The organism is Roseibium sp. HPY-6 (assembly GCF_040530035.1).
Lineage (GTDB): Bacteria > Pseudomonadota > Alphaproteobacteria > Rhizobiales > Stappiaceae > Roseibium.
The window spans coordinates 197,266-213,685 of sequence record NZ_JBEWCD010000003.1 but is presented as its reverse complement, the minus strand read 5'-3'; the positions used below and the strand labels follow the sequence as shown (position 1 = coordinate 213,685).

Genomic DNA, 16,420 nt, shown 5'->3' with positions numbered 1-16,420 from the left:
GGATCAGGCAGCGTCGGAGGACGATTTTGTCCCGGTCCCATACCGCTTCTCGATATAGTCCAGAACCATCTGTTTGAATTCGTCGGCTATGCCTTCGCCCCGGAGCGTCGCAACTTTCTCACCGTCAACAAAAACAGGCGCAGAGGGCGTCTCCCCGGTGCCCGGAAGCGAAATGCCGATATCGGCATGCTTGGATTCGCCGGGACCGTTCACGATACAGCCCATGACCGCGACATTGAGATTTTCAACGCCTGGATACTGCTCGCGCCACGCCGGCATAGAGTCCCTGATATGATCCTGAATGTCGCTTGCCAGCTCCTGGAAAACGGTCGACGTGGTCCGGCCGCAGCCGGGGCAGGCGGCAACAACGGGAACGAATGCCCGAAAGCCCATCACCTGCAAAAGTTCCTGCGCCACCTGGACTTCGCGCGTGCGATCGCCGCCCGGCTCCGGTGTCAGGGAGACCCGGATGGTGTCGCCGATGCCTTGCTGCAGCAAAATGCCCATGGAGGCGGCGGAAGACACAATCCCCTTGGTTCCCATACCCGCTTCGGTGAGGCCAAGATGGAGCGCGTAGTCGCAGCGCCGGGCGAGATCAGCATAAACGGCAATCAGGTCCTGGACCTGGCTGACCTTGGCCGACAGGATGATCTTGTCGCGGCCCATCCCAAGACCCTCGGCCCGTTCCGCGGACAGGAGGCCCGACTGGATGATCGCTTCGCGCATGACCGCCGCTGCGGATACGGGATTGGTGCTCCCGGCGTTTTCATCCATGAGCTTGGTAAGCAGTTCCTGATCGAGCGACCCCCAGTTGACGCCAATGCGCACCGGTTTGTCGTGTTTGAGCGCGATATCGATGATTTGCGAGAACTGTGTATCACGCTTGGCCTTGAAGCCGACATTGCCCGGGTTGATCCGGTACTTGTCGAGTGCGGCAGCGCAGTCGGGATAATCCGCCAGCAGCTTGTGGCCGATATAGTGGAAATCGCCAACAAGCGGCACGTCGATGCCGATCCGCTCGAGCCGCTCCTTGATGCGCGGCACCTGGGCTGCGGCTTCGGGCCGGTCGACGGTGATGCGCACGATCTCAGAACCTGCGCGCGCAAGGGCGGCGACCTGGGCAACCGTTGAATCCGCGTCGGCCGTGTCCGTGTTGGTCATGGATTGGACGACGATTGGAGCGCTGCCGCCAACCTCAACATTACCGACCATGACACCGACGGATTTGCGTCGCGGCAGGGGTTTTGCGAAATCATCAATCATGACTGAAGCCAACCGGTTAAGGGCATTTGCCAACCATATGAGGGAAATTGACGGAAGTTTCCAGCATTGGATGGGCAGATGGGGCGAAAAAGGGCAAAGTTTGGTGAATTGCCCCGCGGCGAACGCGCGACACCCTAGCGAAGACCCCGAAGACTCTCTACGTTTTGTATCGCACAGAATTCACCGGGGTCAGGCCATGTTCATCACCGTTCTGGAACGTTCAGTCTCCCTTGCACAACACAATATCGGGACACTCTTCAAAACCGGATGGGCCTATATCCTGCTTCTGCTGGCGCTCAATTTTGCCATTGGCTCGTCTCTCATGCCCGAGAGCGGGTTCACGACCGTCTCTTACATGACCGAACCGGTGGCCAAGGCCGATGAGGGCGCATTACGGGCGCTTGCCGCAATTGCCAATTTGCTCGTCGGGTTTTCCATTGCAATTGCCTACGTTCGCCGAATACTGATCGATGCGCGCGATTTTCCGATCACGTTCGGAAAACGAAACATCAACGTCATACTCTACCAGATCGTGCTCGCGCTGATCGGCTTTCTGTCATTGATCCCGCTGATTATTGTGTCCTCGATCGTCGCCGCGCTGACAGCCGGGTTCGGGCTTTTGCTGATGTTCCTCGCGCCCTTTATCGCTCTCATGGTGGTTCAGAAGTTTTCGGTTGTGCTTCCTGCGGCTGCTGTCGACGATCCGCTGACACTTAAAGAAAGCTGGCGGGCAACATCCGGGCTTGGCTGGGCAATGGTCTTTTCGGCACTTATCATGAGCCTTCTTGCCGGTTTTCTGGGTCTTGCCTGGGGATTTCTACTCAGTGTCAGCGATGGGCTGCTTCCGGCAAACGACCTGTGGCAGCAAATCCGGTCTGCTATTTTTCCGATGGGTACGATGCTGATCCTCGTATGGATATTCTCCAGCCTGCATGCAACATTTTACGGACTGATCCGGGAGCGGTTTGCCGAAAGGCTGGGTTTGCGCGAGGAAGACTATCTGCAAGCCGATGCGCAGAGAGAAGTTTCGCGCGAACGCGCCCAAAAAGCACTTTCCGGCGCCCGGCGAATGAAGCGGCATTGACGCCGTCCGGCGGGATGCAAATGCAGCGACCCTGCTGGTTCATCACTTTTCTTCATTGTGATGTTGCAGTGCGGCGATAACTGGTGAAATGTTGCACCAGATAATATCGTCTTCTGGGAGATCCCGCATGCTTGCGAACAAAACCGCCGTCGTTACCGGTTCCACGTCCGGTATCGGACTTGGCTGCGCCCGTGCCTTTGCCGAGCAGGGCGCCAATGTCGTCATAAACGGTCTTGGCGATGCCGACGAAATCGAAGCGACCCGGGCTGCGATCGAGGCCGATTTTGGCGTGCGGTGTGCCTACTCCTCCGCAAACATGCTGAACGGTGATGCGATTGCGGGGATGATTGCGGATGCTGAAAATGACTTCGGGTCCGTTGATATCCTTGTGAACAATGCCGGAATTCAGTTCGTTTCGCCGGTCGACGAGTTTCCGGTCGACAAGTGGGATGCCATCATAGCTATCAACCTGTCGTCGGCATTTCACGCGATCCGGGCCGCACTCCCGGGAATGAAGCAGCGCGGCTGGGGCCGGATCATCAATACTGCGTCCGCGCACGCACTCGTGGCCTCGCCCTACAAGTCCGCCTATGTCGCAGCCAAGCACGGCATTGCCGGACTTACGAAAACGGTCGCGCTTGAAGTTGCGGAACAGGGCATCACTGTCAACGCCATCTGTCCTGGCTATGTCTGGACTCCACTCGTCGAGGCCCAAATTCCCGACACAATGAAAGCCCGCAATATGACGGAGGAGCAGGTCAAAAAGGATGTCATGTTGAAAGCGCAGCCGACCAAGGAATTTGTCACTGTTGAACAGGTTGCGGGTTATGCGGCTTTCCTGTGCTCCGACACGGCATCGTCGATTACGGGGTCCGTGCTGCCGATCGACGGGGGCTGGACAGCACAATAACCGCTGATCGCAATAATCTGGAAAGGCGTTCGACTTGGCCGCTCCGAAAAAGATAAATCTCGCGTTGCAGGGCGGTGGTGCTCATGGCGCTTTCACCTGGGGTGTACTCGACTATTTTCTCGAGGACAGCCGCCTTGCGATCGATGCGATTACCGGAACTTCCGCCGGAGCAATGAATGCCGTCGTTCTGGCGAGCGGCATGGAAGCAGGCGGCGAGGACGGCGCCAGGGTCAGCCTGGAAGCGTTCTGGCGTGAGGTCAGCGACGAGGCGCGGTTCAGTCCGATCCAGCGGTCTCCGCTCGATGTGCTTCTCGGCAACTGGAGCCTCGATCACTCGCCCAGTTATCTTTACTTCGATGTGCTGTCACGGTTCGCATCGCCCTATGAATTCAACCCTTTGAACGTCAATCCGCTTCGCGATGTCGTTGAAAAGATGGTCGACTTCGAGAAGGTTCATTGCTGTTCCGGCGTGAAGCTGTTCATAGCGGCAACGAATGTCTATTCCGGCAAGATCCGTGTTTTCAGCGAAAAGGAAGTCACACTGGACGCGGTCATGGCGTCGGCGTGCCTGCCTCAGCTGTATCAGGCGGTCGAAATTGAGGGAGAGCCGTATTGGGACGGCGGCTATATGGGTAATCCGCCGCTTTATCCGCTCTTTTACGAAACACAGACCCCGGACGTTATCCTGGTGCAGATCAACCCCCTGGAACGGCGCGAGGTGCCGCGCACTGCGCGCGAGATCGTCAATCGTCTCAACGAGATAACATTCAATTCCACACTTTTGCGCGAGTTGCGGGCCATCGACTTCGTCACGCGTCTGATCGAAGAAGGCAAACTTTCGTCCGAAGAGTACATGAAAGTGCACATGCACAGGATCTTCGCGCGCGAACTCAAGCCACTCCAGGCGTCGTCAAAAATGAACGCCGAATGGGCGTTTCTGACGGAATTGCGTGATCTCGGCCGGGAAACGGCGCGCGGATGGCTGGACGCTCATTTCGACGATATCGGCGTGCAATCATCTGTCGATCTCAGGGATGAGTTTTCATGACCACACGCTTGCGATGAAGCTGAGGCGTTAACTTTTCCTTAGGCCTGTTCGCAACCGGCTTTGCAGATTGCAATGCATGAGAAGTAAATGCTTCGTAAATGATTTCAATATCTTGTGCCGGCGGCGGTGCGCCTGTCCAGATCTGGGTATTTTTCCGCGCAAACAAATTGGCAAGCCTTTTGCGATTGACTTGGCACGCTGATTGTCAGGTTGTGCGTCGTCAGCGCCTTATGTGGATGGAAGAAGTGGGCAACTGCGACCCCGCCCGCTTCTTTCCTCCCATAGCGGGCTCGGCGAATGCGGGGCACGACACGGCGTCATTGACGCAATTTCAATGCGATCTCTTCCCAAATTAGCCGAATAGGATTTTTTCTGGACAGAAACTGTCCTTAAAGTGTTGCTATCGGATACCTATCTTTAGAGCAGATCGAAAAAAGGTTTTGGGATGAGAGACAGGTTTACGCATTTTTTGGCAGGCTGTCTTGGCGCCGTGGCATTGTGTACGCTATCGGCGGGCGCTTTTGCCGGCAGCGATGAAGAAAAGATGACCGAGATCAAGGAAAACGGCGGTTGTCCTCGCTGCGATCTGCGGTTGACCGAGCTGAGGTTCCTGACGGTCGAAAATCCCAACTTCAACAGGACCAACTTGCGCGAAACCGACCTCAAGGAGGCGGTGCTGCCAGGTGGAGATTTTCAGAATGCGGATCTACGCCGTGCGGAAGCCGAGCGCGCGGATTTCGCCGGCAGCAACTTTGCAGGATCGAATATGCGCTCTGCCGATCTTGAAAAGGCCAATTTCACCAACGCCAATCTGACGGATGTCGACCTCAGGGATGCCGACCTGAATGCAAGTATCGCCAATGGTGCGATCTTCGACGATGCAGATCTGCGTAACGCCGCACTCATCCGTTCCGTTGCCGTGGGCGCCTCTTTTGAAGGGGCAAAGATGGACGGTGTTAACCTGGAGCGCGTCGATCTGACGGATGCCAATTTCAAGAATGCCCGCATCCGCCAGGGTAAACTCGATCGCATCAAGGCGGTCGGCGCGGATTTTTCCGGTGCCGATTTTTCAGGCGTTCGCCTCGTGAGCGCCGACCTCACCAACGCCAATCTGACAAAAGTGGATTTTGATGGTGCTTTGCTTCGCCGGACCCGTCTTGTAGGCGCGGACCTTACGGGTGCCTATAATCTCGACCCGAGCCGGATCCTGGGTGCTTGTGGGGACGAGACCACCAAGCTCCCGCGTGGCATAGAACTTGTCGAGTGTTCCTACTGATCTGCGGGCTTACACACCTTTGAAAATGAAAAAGGAGGCCTCGAGCCTCCTTTTTTGCGCGGCAGGTGACGTCCTGGCCTTTAAAAGATATCGAAAGCGAAGCGGTAGCTCACACCCACGCCAAGTGTGAACTGGTCCTTGCTGCCGGCTTCCGCGATCGGGCTGTCCGCGGCATCGCCGATCAGACGGTCGTAAGTGCCGCGGATATGCAGCCGCACATCATCGTTCCAGTCGTAACTTCCGCGGGCCGCAAGCCCGATGCTCTTGAAACCGGCGCTGGGGTCATACTCAGTCAGGCGGCCGCCACTATTGGCCGCTTCCCGTGCTGTGACGCCGAAATAGGTGTCCATGTATTCGCCGGAGGCAAAGCTCGCACGCGGGCCGAAACTGACTTCCCACTTGTCGGTTGGATAGATGATGCCGTCCAGTCCAAGCTGGCCAACCTGACCGTTGTGGCCGTTGAAGCCCTGCCGCAGTTCAGCGAAAGCGCGGAAGTGTTCGGTGCGGAAACCGCCGCCAAGGCCGAGTTCGAATGCCCAGTCGACAGTGTCCGTCCCGGTCAGATCCGAGCTGTCGCTGGCGTCGCGTTCACCAATGAAATTGAAGGACGGGAAGAAAAAGACGCCGGCACGGCGCCGGCCATCGACTACCTGGCCAAGGCCGGGAAGGTAGAATCGCCCGACCGATATGATCGGCATCGGGTAGATCAGGTAGGAATCGGCAGATTCATATCGCGGCTGCGCGATCGCGCCGATGCCCAGATCGACCACGAATTGTTTCGTGGCGTCCTGTGCGGATATCTCGCCGCTTTGAGCCAGCGCGGTTCCGGACACGGCGCTCAGCGACAAGGCGAGCGCAACGCGTGACAAGGTCTTGAACATTAAGGCTTCATCCATATGGAGTTCATTGCCGGCAAGATAGCACGAAGCTGGCTTACTCAAAGCCTAACGAATCCCGGTTTTGCCGAAGTGTTGCATTTCCGCATCGGATTTCCATGCCGGTAAAGGCATCGCATTATTTTCAAACATTCTTTCGTTCTTGAAAGTGCCGTCTTGCAGGCGTGCGATCTCGGAGCTACATGAGAAACGTGACAGAACCTGAACGGCAACGGACCAGATCATGACCGCACTCTTTAACGTCATCCTTCTCGCGCTGGAGCTCTATACCTACGTGATCATTGCCAGTGCGATTTTTTCCTGGCTCTACGCTTTCAACATCGTGAATTCGAGCAACCAGATCATCAACTCGATCGGTCGCGTGCTCTACAATCTGACCGAGCCGGCGCTGCGTCCCATACGCCGTTTCATGCCCGATCTCGGCGGGATCGACATTTCTCCGGTTATTCTGCTTCTCGGGATCATTTTCCTGCGCCAGATCATCGTCATCAACATCTTGCCGATGGTGCGCGGTTTCTGACGTCGAGCGCCTTCACATGCAAAAAGCCCGGAGCATCGCATCCGGGCTTTTTCTATTCCGCGCAAGAACCTAGTCTTCGAGTTTGCGTGCTTCGTCCGGCAGCATAATCGGAATACCGTTGCGGATCGGATAGGCGAGTTTTGCCGATCTGGAGATCAGTTCCCTGGCGTCCGCGTCATATTCGAGCGTTGTCTTGGTCACGGGACACACAAGCAGTTCAAGAAGTTTCCGGTCAACCGGACGTTCTGTCGTGTCGTTCATCTGAAGTCTCTTTGCTGGCGAGGAACCCAGGCAGATTACTGAAGCGTGGAGCCGCCGTCATTTTGCGACCTTGCCAGATCCATCTCGGTGATGGCAATCAGGGTTTCGGCGCGCGTCTTCAAGTCGCGGGCTTCCAGCAAAGCCTGTTTTTCCTGAGGTCCATACGGGCACATCATGCAGAGTGCATTTACAAGCACTTCCGTTTCCGCTTCCGAAACGCTTTGCCAGTCCGCCTCCAGATTGTTGGCATCGAGATAATCGCGAAGGGTGCGCAACAGCCCGTTCCGGTCCACATCATCCTGACCGTCGCCGCATTTGAGGTCGCCGGAAAACGGCGCAAAGTCGCATTCCACCTCTCTGAAGGCGCTGTAGGTTCTAAGTTCCTTGCCGAGCGCGAAACGGGTTATGCCCTGCAGCGTGATCAGATACCGTCCATCGCCCGTTTCCTGAAAACTGGTGAGGCGACCGACGCATCCGACATTCGCAAGCGAGGGCGTGTCCGTCTCGTCGCCCATGGCCTCGGAGGCGGGTTGCACCATTCCGATCAGCCTGTTTCCGGACAGGGCGGTATCCACCATATCGAGATAGCGCTGCTCGAAAATATTCAGGGGCAACTGTGTTCTGGGAAGCAGAAGCGCACCGGACAAGGGAAAGACAGGCAGCACGGGTGGAAGATCCGCGATGGTGTCGTAAATGGCATTTCCCGCCTGCATTTCTGAGCCTTTTTATTTTGTTGCTTCCGGCACCGGGCCCCTAGTTTCCGGTCTCTCCCGTAAATGTGTGTCAGTTACGCCAATCGTCAAGAAAACAGCACGGCCGAGAGCTTGCGGCGGCCGTAATTGCTGGCAGGGTCCTTGAAGCCCCAGGCCTCGAAAAACTGCAGAAGCTGCTTGCGCGCACCATCTTCGTTCCAATCCCGATCGCGGCGGACGATCTCGATCAGCTGATCAACCGCTCCTTCCTTGTCGCCGTTGCCATTGAGGCCGAGAGCAAGATCGAAACGTGCCTGATGGTCGAGCGGATCCTTGGCGATCCGGTCGTGGAACTCTGCAAGGTCGCCAAGCGAAGCGGCCTGTTCGGCAAGATCGACAGCGGCCTTCGCTGCGACGTACGCTTCGTCGGACCGCTGGTCTTCGGGCACCAGTTCAAGCGCCTGCTGGGCGCGTTCAAGTTCGTCGGCACCCAGATAACACTGCGCTAGACCGGCAATCGCTTTCACATTTTCCGGCTCCATCTGCATCACCGCGCCAAAGAGCTGAGCGGCCTGGGGGAAATCCTGCGCAGCCAGAAGCTCTTCTGCCTGCTCAAGATAAGCGTCCGTCTGGTTCGCGGGAGCCGGCCCACCGAGCTTTTCGATGAATTCCTTGACCTGGCTTTCCTGCTGAGCGCCCATGAAGCCGTCCACGGGCTGACCATCCTTGAAGGCAACCACGGCGGGAATAGACTGGATCCCCATCTGGCCGGCGATCTCCGGATAGTCGTCGATGTTCATCTTGGCCAGCTTGACTGTGCCGCCGGCGGCCTTGACGGCAGCCTCGATAATCGGGGTCAGCTGTTTGCAGGGGCCGCACCAGGGCGCCCAGAAGTCAACAAGGACGGGTTGCTGACGCGACGCTTCAAGCACATCCGCCATAAACGTCTGGGTGGTGACATCGAATATCAGTTCACCTGCCGGCGCATCACCGCCTCCGCCACCACCATCGCCGCCGAAGCCACCGCCCTGGCCGCCATAACCGCCGCCCATGCTGGCACCGAACCCGCCGCCAACCTGTCCGCCGACGCTGTAGTTGCCATTGCTCATTTACCCGCCTCGTGCTTTCCGGCCGCTCTAGGACAAGCAGCCAATCTCGAATCGTCTATAGGCCAAATTTGCTCCTAACATGGAGCCGCTGCGCGGGAAATACAAACTCCGGCGCCGCGATACCTAAAGTCCCGCCTCGATTGCTTGGTCGCTTGCCGCCAAAACCTTGGGGTCGTGGCCGCAGGCACGGGCGAATTTCAAGAGGTCCTGTGCGCTGATCGCTGTCGTCGCATCGTTTTTCAGCGGATGATAGTTCAGCACTTCGTGCTGCATCATTGCTGCGTCAAAGACGGGCGTTACCCGAAGGGCGTCGCGATCATTTATAAGCGAAAAGGGGGTCACCGATCCCGGTTCTACCCCCAGAACCTCCATAAGCAGATCCGCGTTCCCGAAGGATACCCGGCCCTGTGCCCCGATGATCTGGTGAATTTTTTTGAGATCCACAGTCGCGTCATGGAGGAGCACAATCAGAAACAGTCGGCTCTTCTTGTCTTTCACAAACAGGTTCTTGGTATGCCCGCCCGGGATCCTGTCGTGGAGATCCCCGGATTCCGCGACGGTGAAAACCGGCTGATGGTCAACCGTGGTTACCTCGATATCGAGATCGGCCAGAAAGGCCATGAGTTCGTCGCGTGTTGCTGGCATGTTTTTTCCTGAAAATTGTGTTCCCGTGGGCTGTTTAACGTGATTGCCGGCCTGCTCACAAGCGGAAACTGTTGTAAAAAGTCGCTGTTTTCTGCGACTTTTCGACTTTCGTTTTCGGGTCGCCGCACAAAAAGACAGCTAAAAAAATTTCTTCAAATTCCTTGTTGCAATCCGTCCCGGCTTAGTTCATATACTGCGCCACCGACGCCAAGGCCATTGCCGCCGGGCGCTGGAACACTATGCGGGTGTAGCTCAGGGGTAGAGCACAACCTTGCCAAGGTTGGGGTCGTGGGTTCGAATCCCATCGCCCGCTCCAGATTTCTCACGATACCTCAGTGAGTTGAAAAAGCCGCCTTTCGGGCGGCTTTTTTCGTGGGTAACTTCCAGGTAACTTTATGGAAAAATTCAGGCGGCGACGCCTATGGGTCTATTCGCGATAATTCCATGACGAGCTGTTCTTCGGCCTCAGGTGCCTTTGTGACGTTACGATGTGCTCGGGCCATGAGTTTGTGTGCTTCGGGATGATCGCTTGCGTGGATCATGTGGAACATGACGCGCCCCTCGCCCTTGTCCCTCTCGTGAATTGGATATGGCTTCACGTATCTGTATCCAAGCTCATCTCGGAAGCGCTCGGCCATCCGAACCGCAATCTTCTCACCGCTTAAGCTGACAAGCTTTTTCCAACCCTCGCCGCCCCACCAGAGGTCAGGTCGATCCAAATTAACTTTATGCCCAGTCAAAGAACGGTGTAGCCAGCCGGTGGCAAGAAAGTAGAACAACTCTATTTTTCGCGCACCTTCGGGTTTGAAGTTTGCAAGCCTTTGCAAGGTGGTCCAGTGGCACTCGAGAGTGTACTGATCCAATAGGCAAAATGTTGCGGTTTTTTCCTTGATAAGGCCGCTGCTCAGGACCGCATCGACTTTTTGGTTAAAGTCGCCCTGCAATACTTCGTAGTGTCTTTTGTCCTTGTCTGGTTGCTGGTCCACAAGGGCGCGAAGCTTGTCAGCTTTGTCTTGCTTTAGGTCGCACAAAAAGATCTCTCGAAGCCTTCTAGGCTCAGTTTCTACAACAAGTTGAGCTGCCCAACTATTGCTGAGATCTTGTTTCTTGGGGCCAGCGAAACCATCGATGTAGCAACCATGCTTCGTAATAATCGTGAATAAGTAGATGTATTTGGCGATGAGTTGCGCTTTGTGTTGTGTCCAAACAGGACCGAGACCAGTTTGGCTAATGCTCACCGGTGAAAGTTGGACAGGTAAATTGCCGAAAAGTTCGTCTTTGTCGCTCATTACTGTCCAAGCTTCTGAATTCTCTAAGCCGCTCTGCCTCCAATTGCCGTCGGAAACTCACGGACGATTGTGCCATTGATTAGTCCACCACCTTTACCGTGTGGATCTATACCCTTCATATCAGATTTTGGCAGATTCAACCCTCCCGTGAGTGGGTTGTTCTCATAATTTCCCCATTGTTTGAAAAACGGAGCAATGCCACGTGACCGACAGTCGTTGAGGATGTCTTCAACCCAGAGTGGTTCAAGTGATCTAGCGCCGTGACCGCTCTCGCCACCAACAATTAACCAGTCGGGAGCCGGATCCGTTTGGCCGATGCGTAGGGGGCCGATGGCTGGCTCATAGGAAACAAACCAAACTCTTGCCGGGATCGCAGAAATGAATTTCTTGCGCTGATCGAAACGCAGTTGATCTTCGGCCGTAAAACCAAGCCATACATTTGACCAGCCGGACGGGCCCCAGTCGGGCGGCAGCATCTTATCAATGTTTTGGGGTCTTTTTGTCAGCAACTGCCAATCTAGATTCGGGGTCTGCCGGATCAGATTGAACAAGTCGGAACGCCAAGTGGGGTCAACCTTGTTGTCGAAGACATCGGCTAGCGAGGCGCAGAAAATACGCTGACGTCGACCATGTTTCAGCTCGAATGCTTCGGCTTCGCGTTGCCAGGCAAGTGGAGCTTTCCAATAAGCTTCCGTCGTTCGCTTTCTTGGATTATTCCCCCATTTCACATGACCCGATCTTTTTGACCAGCCTTCCGCGTAGCAGTTGTCACAGCCTGGACTGATCTTCGTACATCCTGTCCAAGGATTAAACGTTCTGTCTGTCCACTCAATTCCAGTAGTCTCAGCCATAACCAAATCCCCTTTGTCTTGACAAACCCTAGCACTCGGATTCGCTGTATAGAATCCTATAAATTCTGAATAAATTGGTTGACTGAAAGACATTTGCCGGAGTGTCGTGGACTTATTCTTTCGATGAGCAAAAAGCGATTTTGCACAATTTTATCAACAACCTGAGGGTGTGGAGACTCGACAACGAGGGAAATCGTCCTCAGACTTTTCCATGGTTTGCTTGTGATTCGCTTCGGCCTTGGCCTGAGTCCGAAAGGGCGGGCAACTGGCCCGGGAAAGGGGTGATGAATATGAGCAAGACCAAAATCGGCCGCAGCGCCATTACGGGACGCTTCACTAAGGTTTCGACCGCAGTGAAAAATCCTAGGACGCATGTGGTTGAGACCATCAAAAAGTAAGACCTAACAGTCTTCTTCCGGGCGGTGTTTCTTAGCCGGAGTGCCGCCCGGTTTCTTAACTATAACAAATGGGTTTCAGAAGTCTTAACCTACGATTAAGTGCACAGCCTGAAAGTGATCGGCCTTCGTCATGGTAATGCCTTATGAAGAGTTGGATTCCGATACTCGGTGTTTCACGCTCGTCGGGCAGTTTCTTTGGCACTGGGCGTACTTGGAAGCCTCCATCAACGACGCGATCGCAACTGCGCTCGAGCTCGGGCATCCACAAAGATATATAGTTACAAAGAACATCCAGTTCCGAGACAAGATCAAAACGCTGAAGGCCTCAGTCGCGGTGGCTTCGTCGCTTAGTGATGAAGAGCGAAGAATGCACAAGCGAACGCTTAACAAGATCTCGGACTATGCTGCGAAAAGAAACATCATCGCACATGACATGTTCGGTCCGGACGATGACACTGACAGCGTTATGTTCTTGCGAACTGTTGCAAGTGACAGGTTCGAGCTGCCTGTCGATCTTTGGTCGACAGATGACTTTGTGGCAGCATTCACTGACTTGGACAATTTTCGAGATCAAGTGACTGCGCTGGAAGAAAGTTTGAAAACGGCAAACAACTTCAAGCGCATTGCCCAAGCGCTGGTGGGCAAAGAAACCGGAATTGAAGCATTGTTTTCCTATGACTCAATGGACGCGCCGGACTTTCCAGTTGAGCCAAACTCAGACAGAGATCCCGACCCTTAACCGAAAGAACTCTGACTATTGCAACGTCCGGCAGATGCCCAGGGCAAACAGCGTCTCTCGATCTGTCGGCCAGCGGGCCTCGCTGCGGCTCAGCGTGGGGCAAAGGATATCGAAGAAGGCGCGACGGTTCGGCCTGTCGGCCTTCGAGTTGATCCAGCCCATGAGGGCGAGCACGAGGCCACGCGGCGCGCTCAGCGCGTCCGCGATGTCCATCGCCTCACCCGGTGTCATTCGATGAGGCAGCGCCACCTGCGCCGAGGCGCAGGCCAAGGCGCCAGCGCGCGTCTCGGGCGAGAGCTCGGCCAGCGCGGCACGAAGAAAGTCCTCGTCAGTCATCTGTATCTCCCTTAAAGGTCTGCGATCTGGGCGTCGAACTCTGCCGTGCGATCTGGCTCGGCAATCTTCCGGTGCTCGAGATATTGGATCTGCCGCTCCGTGCGCAGGCGTGCCTGCCGCTGAGCCTGCCAGGCGCGAAACGCCGTGTCGAAACGGAACCTAGGCATTGGCAAGATCCCTCATCCTGGTGGCCGTTCTAGATCTTTAGAGACAGCACCCGCTCTCAAGAAAGTTGAGGTGAAAGCGAATTTTGACTGTCCACTTCACGCCGCAGAAGCATAGCGGTAACGCGCTCAATTAAATCAAAACAAACTGTTAGTGCTGGGGCAATGGTTGGCTTAATTCTCGTTTTTGCAGAGCGTGAACTCAGTTCGGGCTTCACCAACCGCAATCTCCCCTTGCGGCTGGGTAAAGCAGAAATACCCGGTCATCGCTTTGCGAAAGGTCGGGCGAAAAGTCCGCTCCTTCGATGATCAGATAGTCGACGACGGACAGGCGCAGGTTCGTGCCGCGGTCTGTGAACTGCACGCTGCCACCATCGCCTTCCGTTGCGCAGAAGCCATCGGTGCTGCAATAGGCAAAGCTGCTGTATGCGCGGCCGTCCCGCAATCTGAACCCGAATTGAAGCGCAAGCTGGTTGTTGCCGGTGGTTGCTGAGGGCGCATCTAAAAACCAGATATGCGCCACCAGCTGCTTCGGATGATTGGCAAGGTGGCTGGCGGTGTAAGTGCGCGCAAAGCAGGGCTGTGCCGAAAACCGGTCGTGCAGGCGCATCGCATCGGCAACGCCAGCCAAGCCTGTTCCTGCAATGGCTGCTCCTGCAAAGACGAGGGAATTTCGCGTAAACCGTCTGATACTGTTGCCAAACATGAGCGTTGCCCCCGCACTTTCCAAACCGGATGCTGAACAAAGCATGGATGGCAAGAGTTTGCATCAGGTCTTTCGCGTGCCCAATGGCGCGGCTCGTGAAGTCAGGATCAATCTCTAACCGTCCGTGCAAGCGCAGCGCTGCGTCTCACCTTTGATCACGGGTGCTCAGACGGAATTACAACTAAAAATCATCCGTCAACTCTTGCGTTTTCCCGGATGCTCATGTCTTCTGATGATTGTGCTGTTCACGTTTAAAGTTTGAGATGCAAGCCTGTCTATTTCATGGGCTCAAATCTGACATTTGCGATATTTTTAGTTTGTGGGAGCTGCAAGATGACTGATTTCGACGAAGTTTCTCTACGTAATCCGATTTTCAGTTGGCAAGCCATGTTGTCTCTGGCGCTCATCTCGAAGCGCAGTTACAGGGACCTTGCTGCCTTCAAGGCCGATGCTGAGGCCGATTTGGGGATGAAGGTCACCGCACATGCTGACATTGCCGATACGCAAGCCTACCTCGTGGAGAGCGATGACGCGGCGGTACTTGTCTACCGTGGGACCAAAGGCATCGCCGACTGGCTGGTCAACATTCAGGTTTTCGATCTGGAGGGCGCATTCGGCGACGTCCATGGCGGGTTCCTGGAAGCCTACAGGGCTGCGCAGGGTATCTTGCTGCCACCTCTTCGGGCCGCGAGTTCAGCCGGCAAAACGCTTTGGCTCACCGGCCACAGCCTGGGCGGTGCAGTAGCGGTGAATACCGCCATTGAAACACACGGTTCCGTCAATGTTGCCGGGGTTGCGACCTTCGGTCAGCCGCGTCTCGCCCGCCGGGGCACGGCACGAAAAATAATGGACGTGTTCGGTAACCGCTACTACCGCTTTGTCAATGACGACGACGTGGTGCCGCGTGTCCCCTTCACCTATGCCCATTCCGGACAGCTCTTCCATTTTGACGGTTCGGGTCAGGTCAAGGCGCGCAACGAAGGTTTTGAAGCAAACCTGGAATCTGCCGGTCCGGGTGAGCCGGATCAGGGACCCGCTCCCCTTAGTGAAGAAGAGTTCAAGAGCCTGAGGCAACAGATCCAGGATGCGATGGCGAATCCTCCGGCGGGCCTTGAAAGTGCGCCGGGAGTTGGCGGAACCGAGAACCTTGAAGGGGTTTTTGACGGAGCGTCCGACGTCAACCTCGAGGGCTTTTTTCCCTCCGTCAAGGATCACCGCATTGATCGCTACATAGCTGCCACCGGCAAACAGATACGTTAGCCGGCGGCAGCGATTTAGCTCAAGACTTGAACCCGTCCAGTCAATCAATCAGGGAGTTTGAGATGACTGACATTGATACAGAACGTCAGGAGATTTCCGCTTTCCTCGAAAGCATAGACTTGCCGTCCGAAATGACGGGTGGCGTGGAACTTGAAACCGTAGGCGGGGCCGCGCCTGCGAAGCCGGACTTTGCCAAAGACGGCGGGCAGAACGTCGTGGTCAGCAATCAGTTGGCAGGGTTCGCAGAAGACGTGCCGCATGATCTGCGCTCTGCGATTGCGAATGTCATGTTGCTTGCGGAACTTGCCGCGGACAAGAAACAGGGCAGCGGGGATATCTCCCTCGACACTTGGATGGGACACTATGTCGGCACGCTCAACAAGCTGGGCTGGCGGTCCTCCGGCTTTGGTGACACGTCGCGCGCGCTCACCGGCACATCGGTGGAAGTGCACAAAGCCATCGTCCCCGTTTTGACGGCGGTTTTGGGCGGTGCAGCGGTCGGTGTTGCCTCGACTATTCTGAGCGTGCTTGACGGTTTGAAGGAGATGCACAAAACCCAACCCTGGTTCACGCTGTTCGACCGCAGGACCCAGCGCGCAAGGGCCAACCAGTTCCAGATTTCACAAGTGAGCATGGAGGGCGGGGAGCCGTCGATCACGCTCTTCGCCTTCATGCTGGATGCGGGTTCAGCAATAACGCAGGTTCTGTTCTTCCGGTTCTCTTCCGACGAGGCGACGCTCAGGCACGCGCATCAAAAAGTCTCGATCAACCCCGTGTTGCTGAAGGACTTCGAAGCGCGCGTAACGGCGAAACTGAGTACCCATCTGGACGGTGCGCTTGCCGATATCGATATCTAGGATTGGACATATATCAGGATCGCCCTGAATAGTGTGCAGGGGTCAGGCATCAGTGACCGATAAGGAATTGATATGGCCACTGTCCGGCGCTAAGTTTGAAGCGGACAGTGGCATCA

General features: G+C 55.8%; 20 protein-coding genes and 1 tRNA gene. 9 read left to right on the top strand and 12 right to left on the bottom strand.

The window, feature by feature from the left end; all coding sequences use genetic code 11:
* Positions 1-3 precede the first annotated feature (3 nt).
* Positions 4-1,263, bottom strand: coding sequence for a flavodoxin-dependent (E)-4-hydroxy-3-methylbut-2-enyl-diphosphate synthase (gene ispG, locus ABVF61_RS26930; protein ID WP_502950021.1), 1,260 nt, complete (start codon positions 1,261-1,263; stop codon positions 4-6).
* 196 nt (positions 1,264-1,459) lie between these two features.
* Here ispG and ABVF61_RS26925 point away from each other — a divergent pair, with 196 nt between their 5' ends.
* From ABVF61_RS26925 to ABVF61_RS26910, 4 genes are all read left to right on the top strand, one after another.
* Entirely contained in the window at positions 1,460-2,347 is an 888-nt protein-coding gene (locus ABVF61_RS26925; RefSeq protein ID WP_353996699.1) for a 4-hydroxy-3-methylbut-2-en-1-yl diphosphate synthase, read from the top strand.
* A gap of 127 nt (positions 2,348-2,474) precedes the next feature.
* Positions 2,475-3,257 carry a 3-hydroxybutyrate dehydrogenase gene (locus ABVF61_RS26920; RefSeq protein WP_353996698.1) on the top strand — a complete coding sequence of 261 codons (783 nt, stop codon included), beginning with the start codon at positions 2,475-2,477 and terminating at the stop codon, positions 3,255-3,257.
* 34 nt (positions 3,258-3,291) lie between these two features.
* Positions 3,292-4,305 (top strand): patatin-like phospholipase family protein, encoded by a 1,014-nt coding sequence (locus ABVF61_RS26915; RefSeq protein WP_353996697.1) that lies wholly within the window; start codon positions 3,292-3,294, stop codon positions 4,303-4,305.
* Between the two features lie 544 nt (positions 4,306-4,849).
* Positions 4,850-5,581, top strand: coding sequence for a pentapeptide repeat-containing protein (locus tag ABVF61_RS26910; RefSeq protein WP_353996696.1), 732 nt, complete (start codon positions 4,850-4,852; stop codon positions 5,579-5,581).
* 80 nt (positions 5,582-5,661) lie between these two features.
* Here ABVF61_RS26910 and ABVF61_RS26905 read toward each other — a convergent pair whose 3' ends face one another.
* Both ABVF61_RS26905 and ABVF61_RS26900 read right to left on the bottom strand, forming a co-directional pair.
* Positions 5,662-6,477, bottom strand: coding sequence for a MipA/OmpV family protein (locus ABVF61_RS26905; protein WP_353996695.1), 816 nt, complete (start codon positions 6,475-6,477; stop codon positions 5,662-5,664).
* Between the two features lie 48 nt (positions 6,478-6,525).
* Positions 6,526-6,702 (bottom strand): hypothetical protein, encoded by a 177-nt coding sequence (locus ABVF61_RS26900; RefSeq protein WP_353996694.1) that lies wholly within the window; start codon positions 6,700-6,702, stop codon positions 6,526-6,528.
* On the opposite strand from ABVF61_RS26900, the gene ABVF61_RS26895 reads away from it, so the two are divergent.
* On the top strand, positions 6,701-6,997 hold the full coding sequence (locus tag ABVF61_RS26895; protein WP_353996693.1) for a YggT family protein: 297 nt from the start codon (positions 6,701-6,703) through the stop codon (positions 6,995-6,997). The two genes, ABVF61_RS26900 and ABVF61_RS26895, sit on opposite strands and share 2 nt — an antisense overlap.
* A 69-nt stretch (positions 6,998-7,066) precedes the next feature.
* Here the strand turns inward: ABVF61_RS26895 and ABVF61_RS26890 are convergent, their stop codons facing one another.
* The 4 genes from ABVF61_RS26890 to ABVF61_RS26875 form a co-directional block, all read right to left on the bottom strand.
* Complete coding sequence (locus ABVF61_RS26890; RefSeq protein ID WP_353996692.1) at positions 7,067-7,258, bottom strand: Trm112 family protein; 192 nt, start codon at positions 7,256-7,258, stop codon at positions 7,067-7,069.
* Positions 7,259-7,293: 35 nt separating this feature from the next.
* Positions 7,294-7,971 (bottom strand): LON peptidase substrate-binding domain-containing protein, encoded by a 678-nt coding sequence (locus ABVF61_RS26885; RefSeq protein WP_353996691.1) that lies wholly within the window; start codon positions 7,969-7,971, stop codon positions 7,294-7,296.
* Between the two features lie 86 nt (positions 7,972-8,057).
* Positions 8,058-9,002: a thioredoxin gene (gene trxA, locus ABVF61_RS26880; protein WP_502950032.1), complete on the bottom strand. Its 945-nt coding sequence runs from the start codon at positions 9,000-9,002 to the stop codon at positions 8,058-8,060.
* Positions 9,003-9,182: 180 nt separating this feature from the next.
* Positions 9,183-9,704, bottom strand: a complete 522-nt coding sequence (locus tag ABVF61_RS26875; RefSeq protein WP_353996689.1) for a prolyl-tRNA synthetase associated domain-containing protein — start codon at positions 9,702-9,704, stop codon at positions 9,183-9,185.
* Between the two features lie 241 nt (positions 9,705-9,945).
* On the opposite strand from ABVF61_RS26875, the gene ABVF61_RS26870 reads away from it, so the two are divergent.
* Positions 9,946-10,020: transfer RNA gene (locus tag ABVF61_RS26870), tRNA-Gly, on the top strand.
* Positions 10,021-10,123: 103 nt separating this feature from the next.
* Here the strand turns inward: ABVF61_RS26870 and tcmP are convergent.
* Positions 10,124-10,993, bottom strand: a complete 870-nt coding sequence (gene tcmP / locus ABVF61_RS26865) for a three-Cys-motif partner protein TcmP (protein WP_353996688.1) — start codon at positions 10,991-10,993, stop codon at positions 10,124-10,126.
* A 23-nt stretch (positions 10,994-11,016) separates the two neighbouring features.
* On the bottom strand, positions 11,017-11,844 hold the full coding sequence (locus ABVF61_RS26860) for a DUF5131 family protein (RefSeq protein ID WP_353996687.1): 828 nt from the start codon (positions 11,842-11,844) through the stop codon (positions 11,017-11,019).
* A gap of 534 nt (positions 11,845-12,378) precedes the next feature.
* Here ABVF61_RS26860 and ABVF61_RS26855 point away from each other — a divergent pair.
* Positions 12,379-12,981, top strand: a complete 603-nt coding sequence (locus ABVF61_RS26855; protein WP_353996686.1) for a hypothetical protein — start codon at positions 12,379-12,381, stop codon at positions 12,979-12,981.
* Between the two features lie 15 nt (positions 12,982-12,996).
* Here ABVF61_RS26855 and ABVF61_RS26850 read toward each other — a convergent pair whose 3' ends face one another.
* From ABVF61_RS26850 to ABVF61_RS26840, 3 genes are all read right to left on the bottom strand, one after another.
* Positions 12,997-13,317, bottom strand: a complete 321-nt coding sequence (locus tag ABVF61_RS26850) for a hypothetical protein (RefSeq protein WP_353996685.1) — start codon at positions 13,315-13,317, stop codon at positions 12,997-12,999.
* 11 nt (positions 13,318-13,328) lie between these two features.
* Positions 13,329-13,484, bottom strand: a complete 156-nt coding sequence (locus tag ABVF61_RS26845) for a hypothetical protein (RefSeq protein ID WP_353996684.1) — start codon at positions 13,482-13,484, stop codon at positions 13,329-13,331.
* Between the two features lie 211 nt (positions 13,485-13,695).
* Positions 13,696-14,187, bottom strand: a complete 492-nt coding sequence (locus ABVF61_RS26840) for a hypothetical protein (RefSeq protein WP_353996683.1) — start codon at positions 14,185-14,187, stop codon at positions 13,696-13,698.
* A gap of 333 nt (positions 14,188-14,520) precedes the next feature.
* Here ABVF61_RS26840 and ABVF61_RS26835 point away from each other — a divergent pair, with 333 nt between their 5' ends.
* The gene (locus tag ABVF61_RS26835; protein WP_353996682.1) at positions 14,521-15,447 is read left to right on the top strand and encodes a lipase family protein; all 927 of its coding nucleotides are present in this window, start codon (positions 14,521-14,523) and stop codon (positions 15,445-15,447) included.
* Between the two features lie 62 nt (positions 15,448-15,509).
* Entirely contained in the window at positions 15,510-16,304 is a 795-nt protein-coding gene (locus tag ABVF61_RS26830) for a hypothetical protein (RefSeq protein ID WP_353996681.1), read from the top strand.
* Positions 16,305-16,420 lie beyond the last annotated feature (116 nt).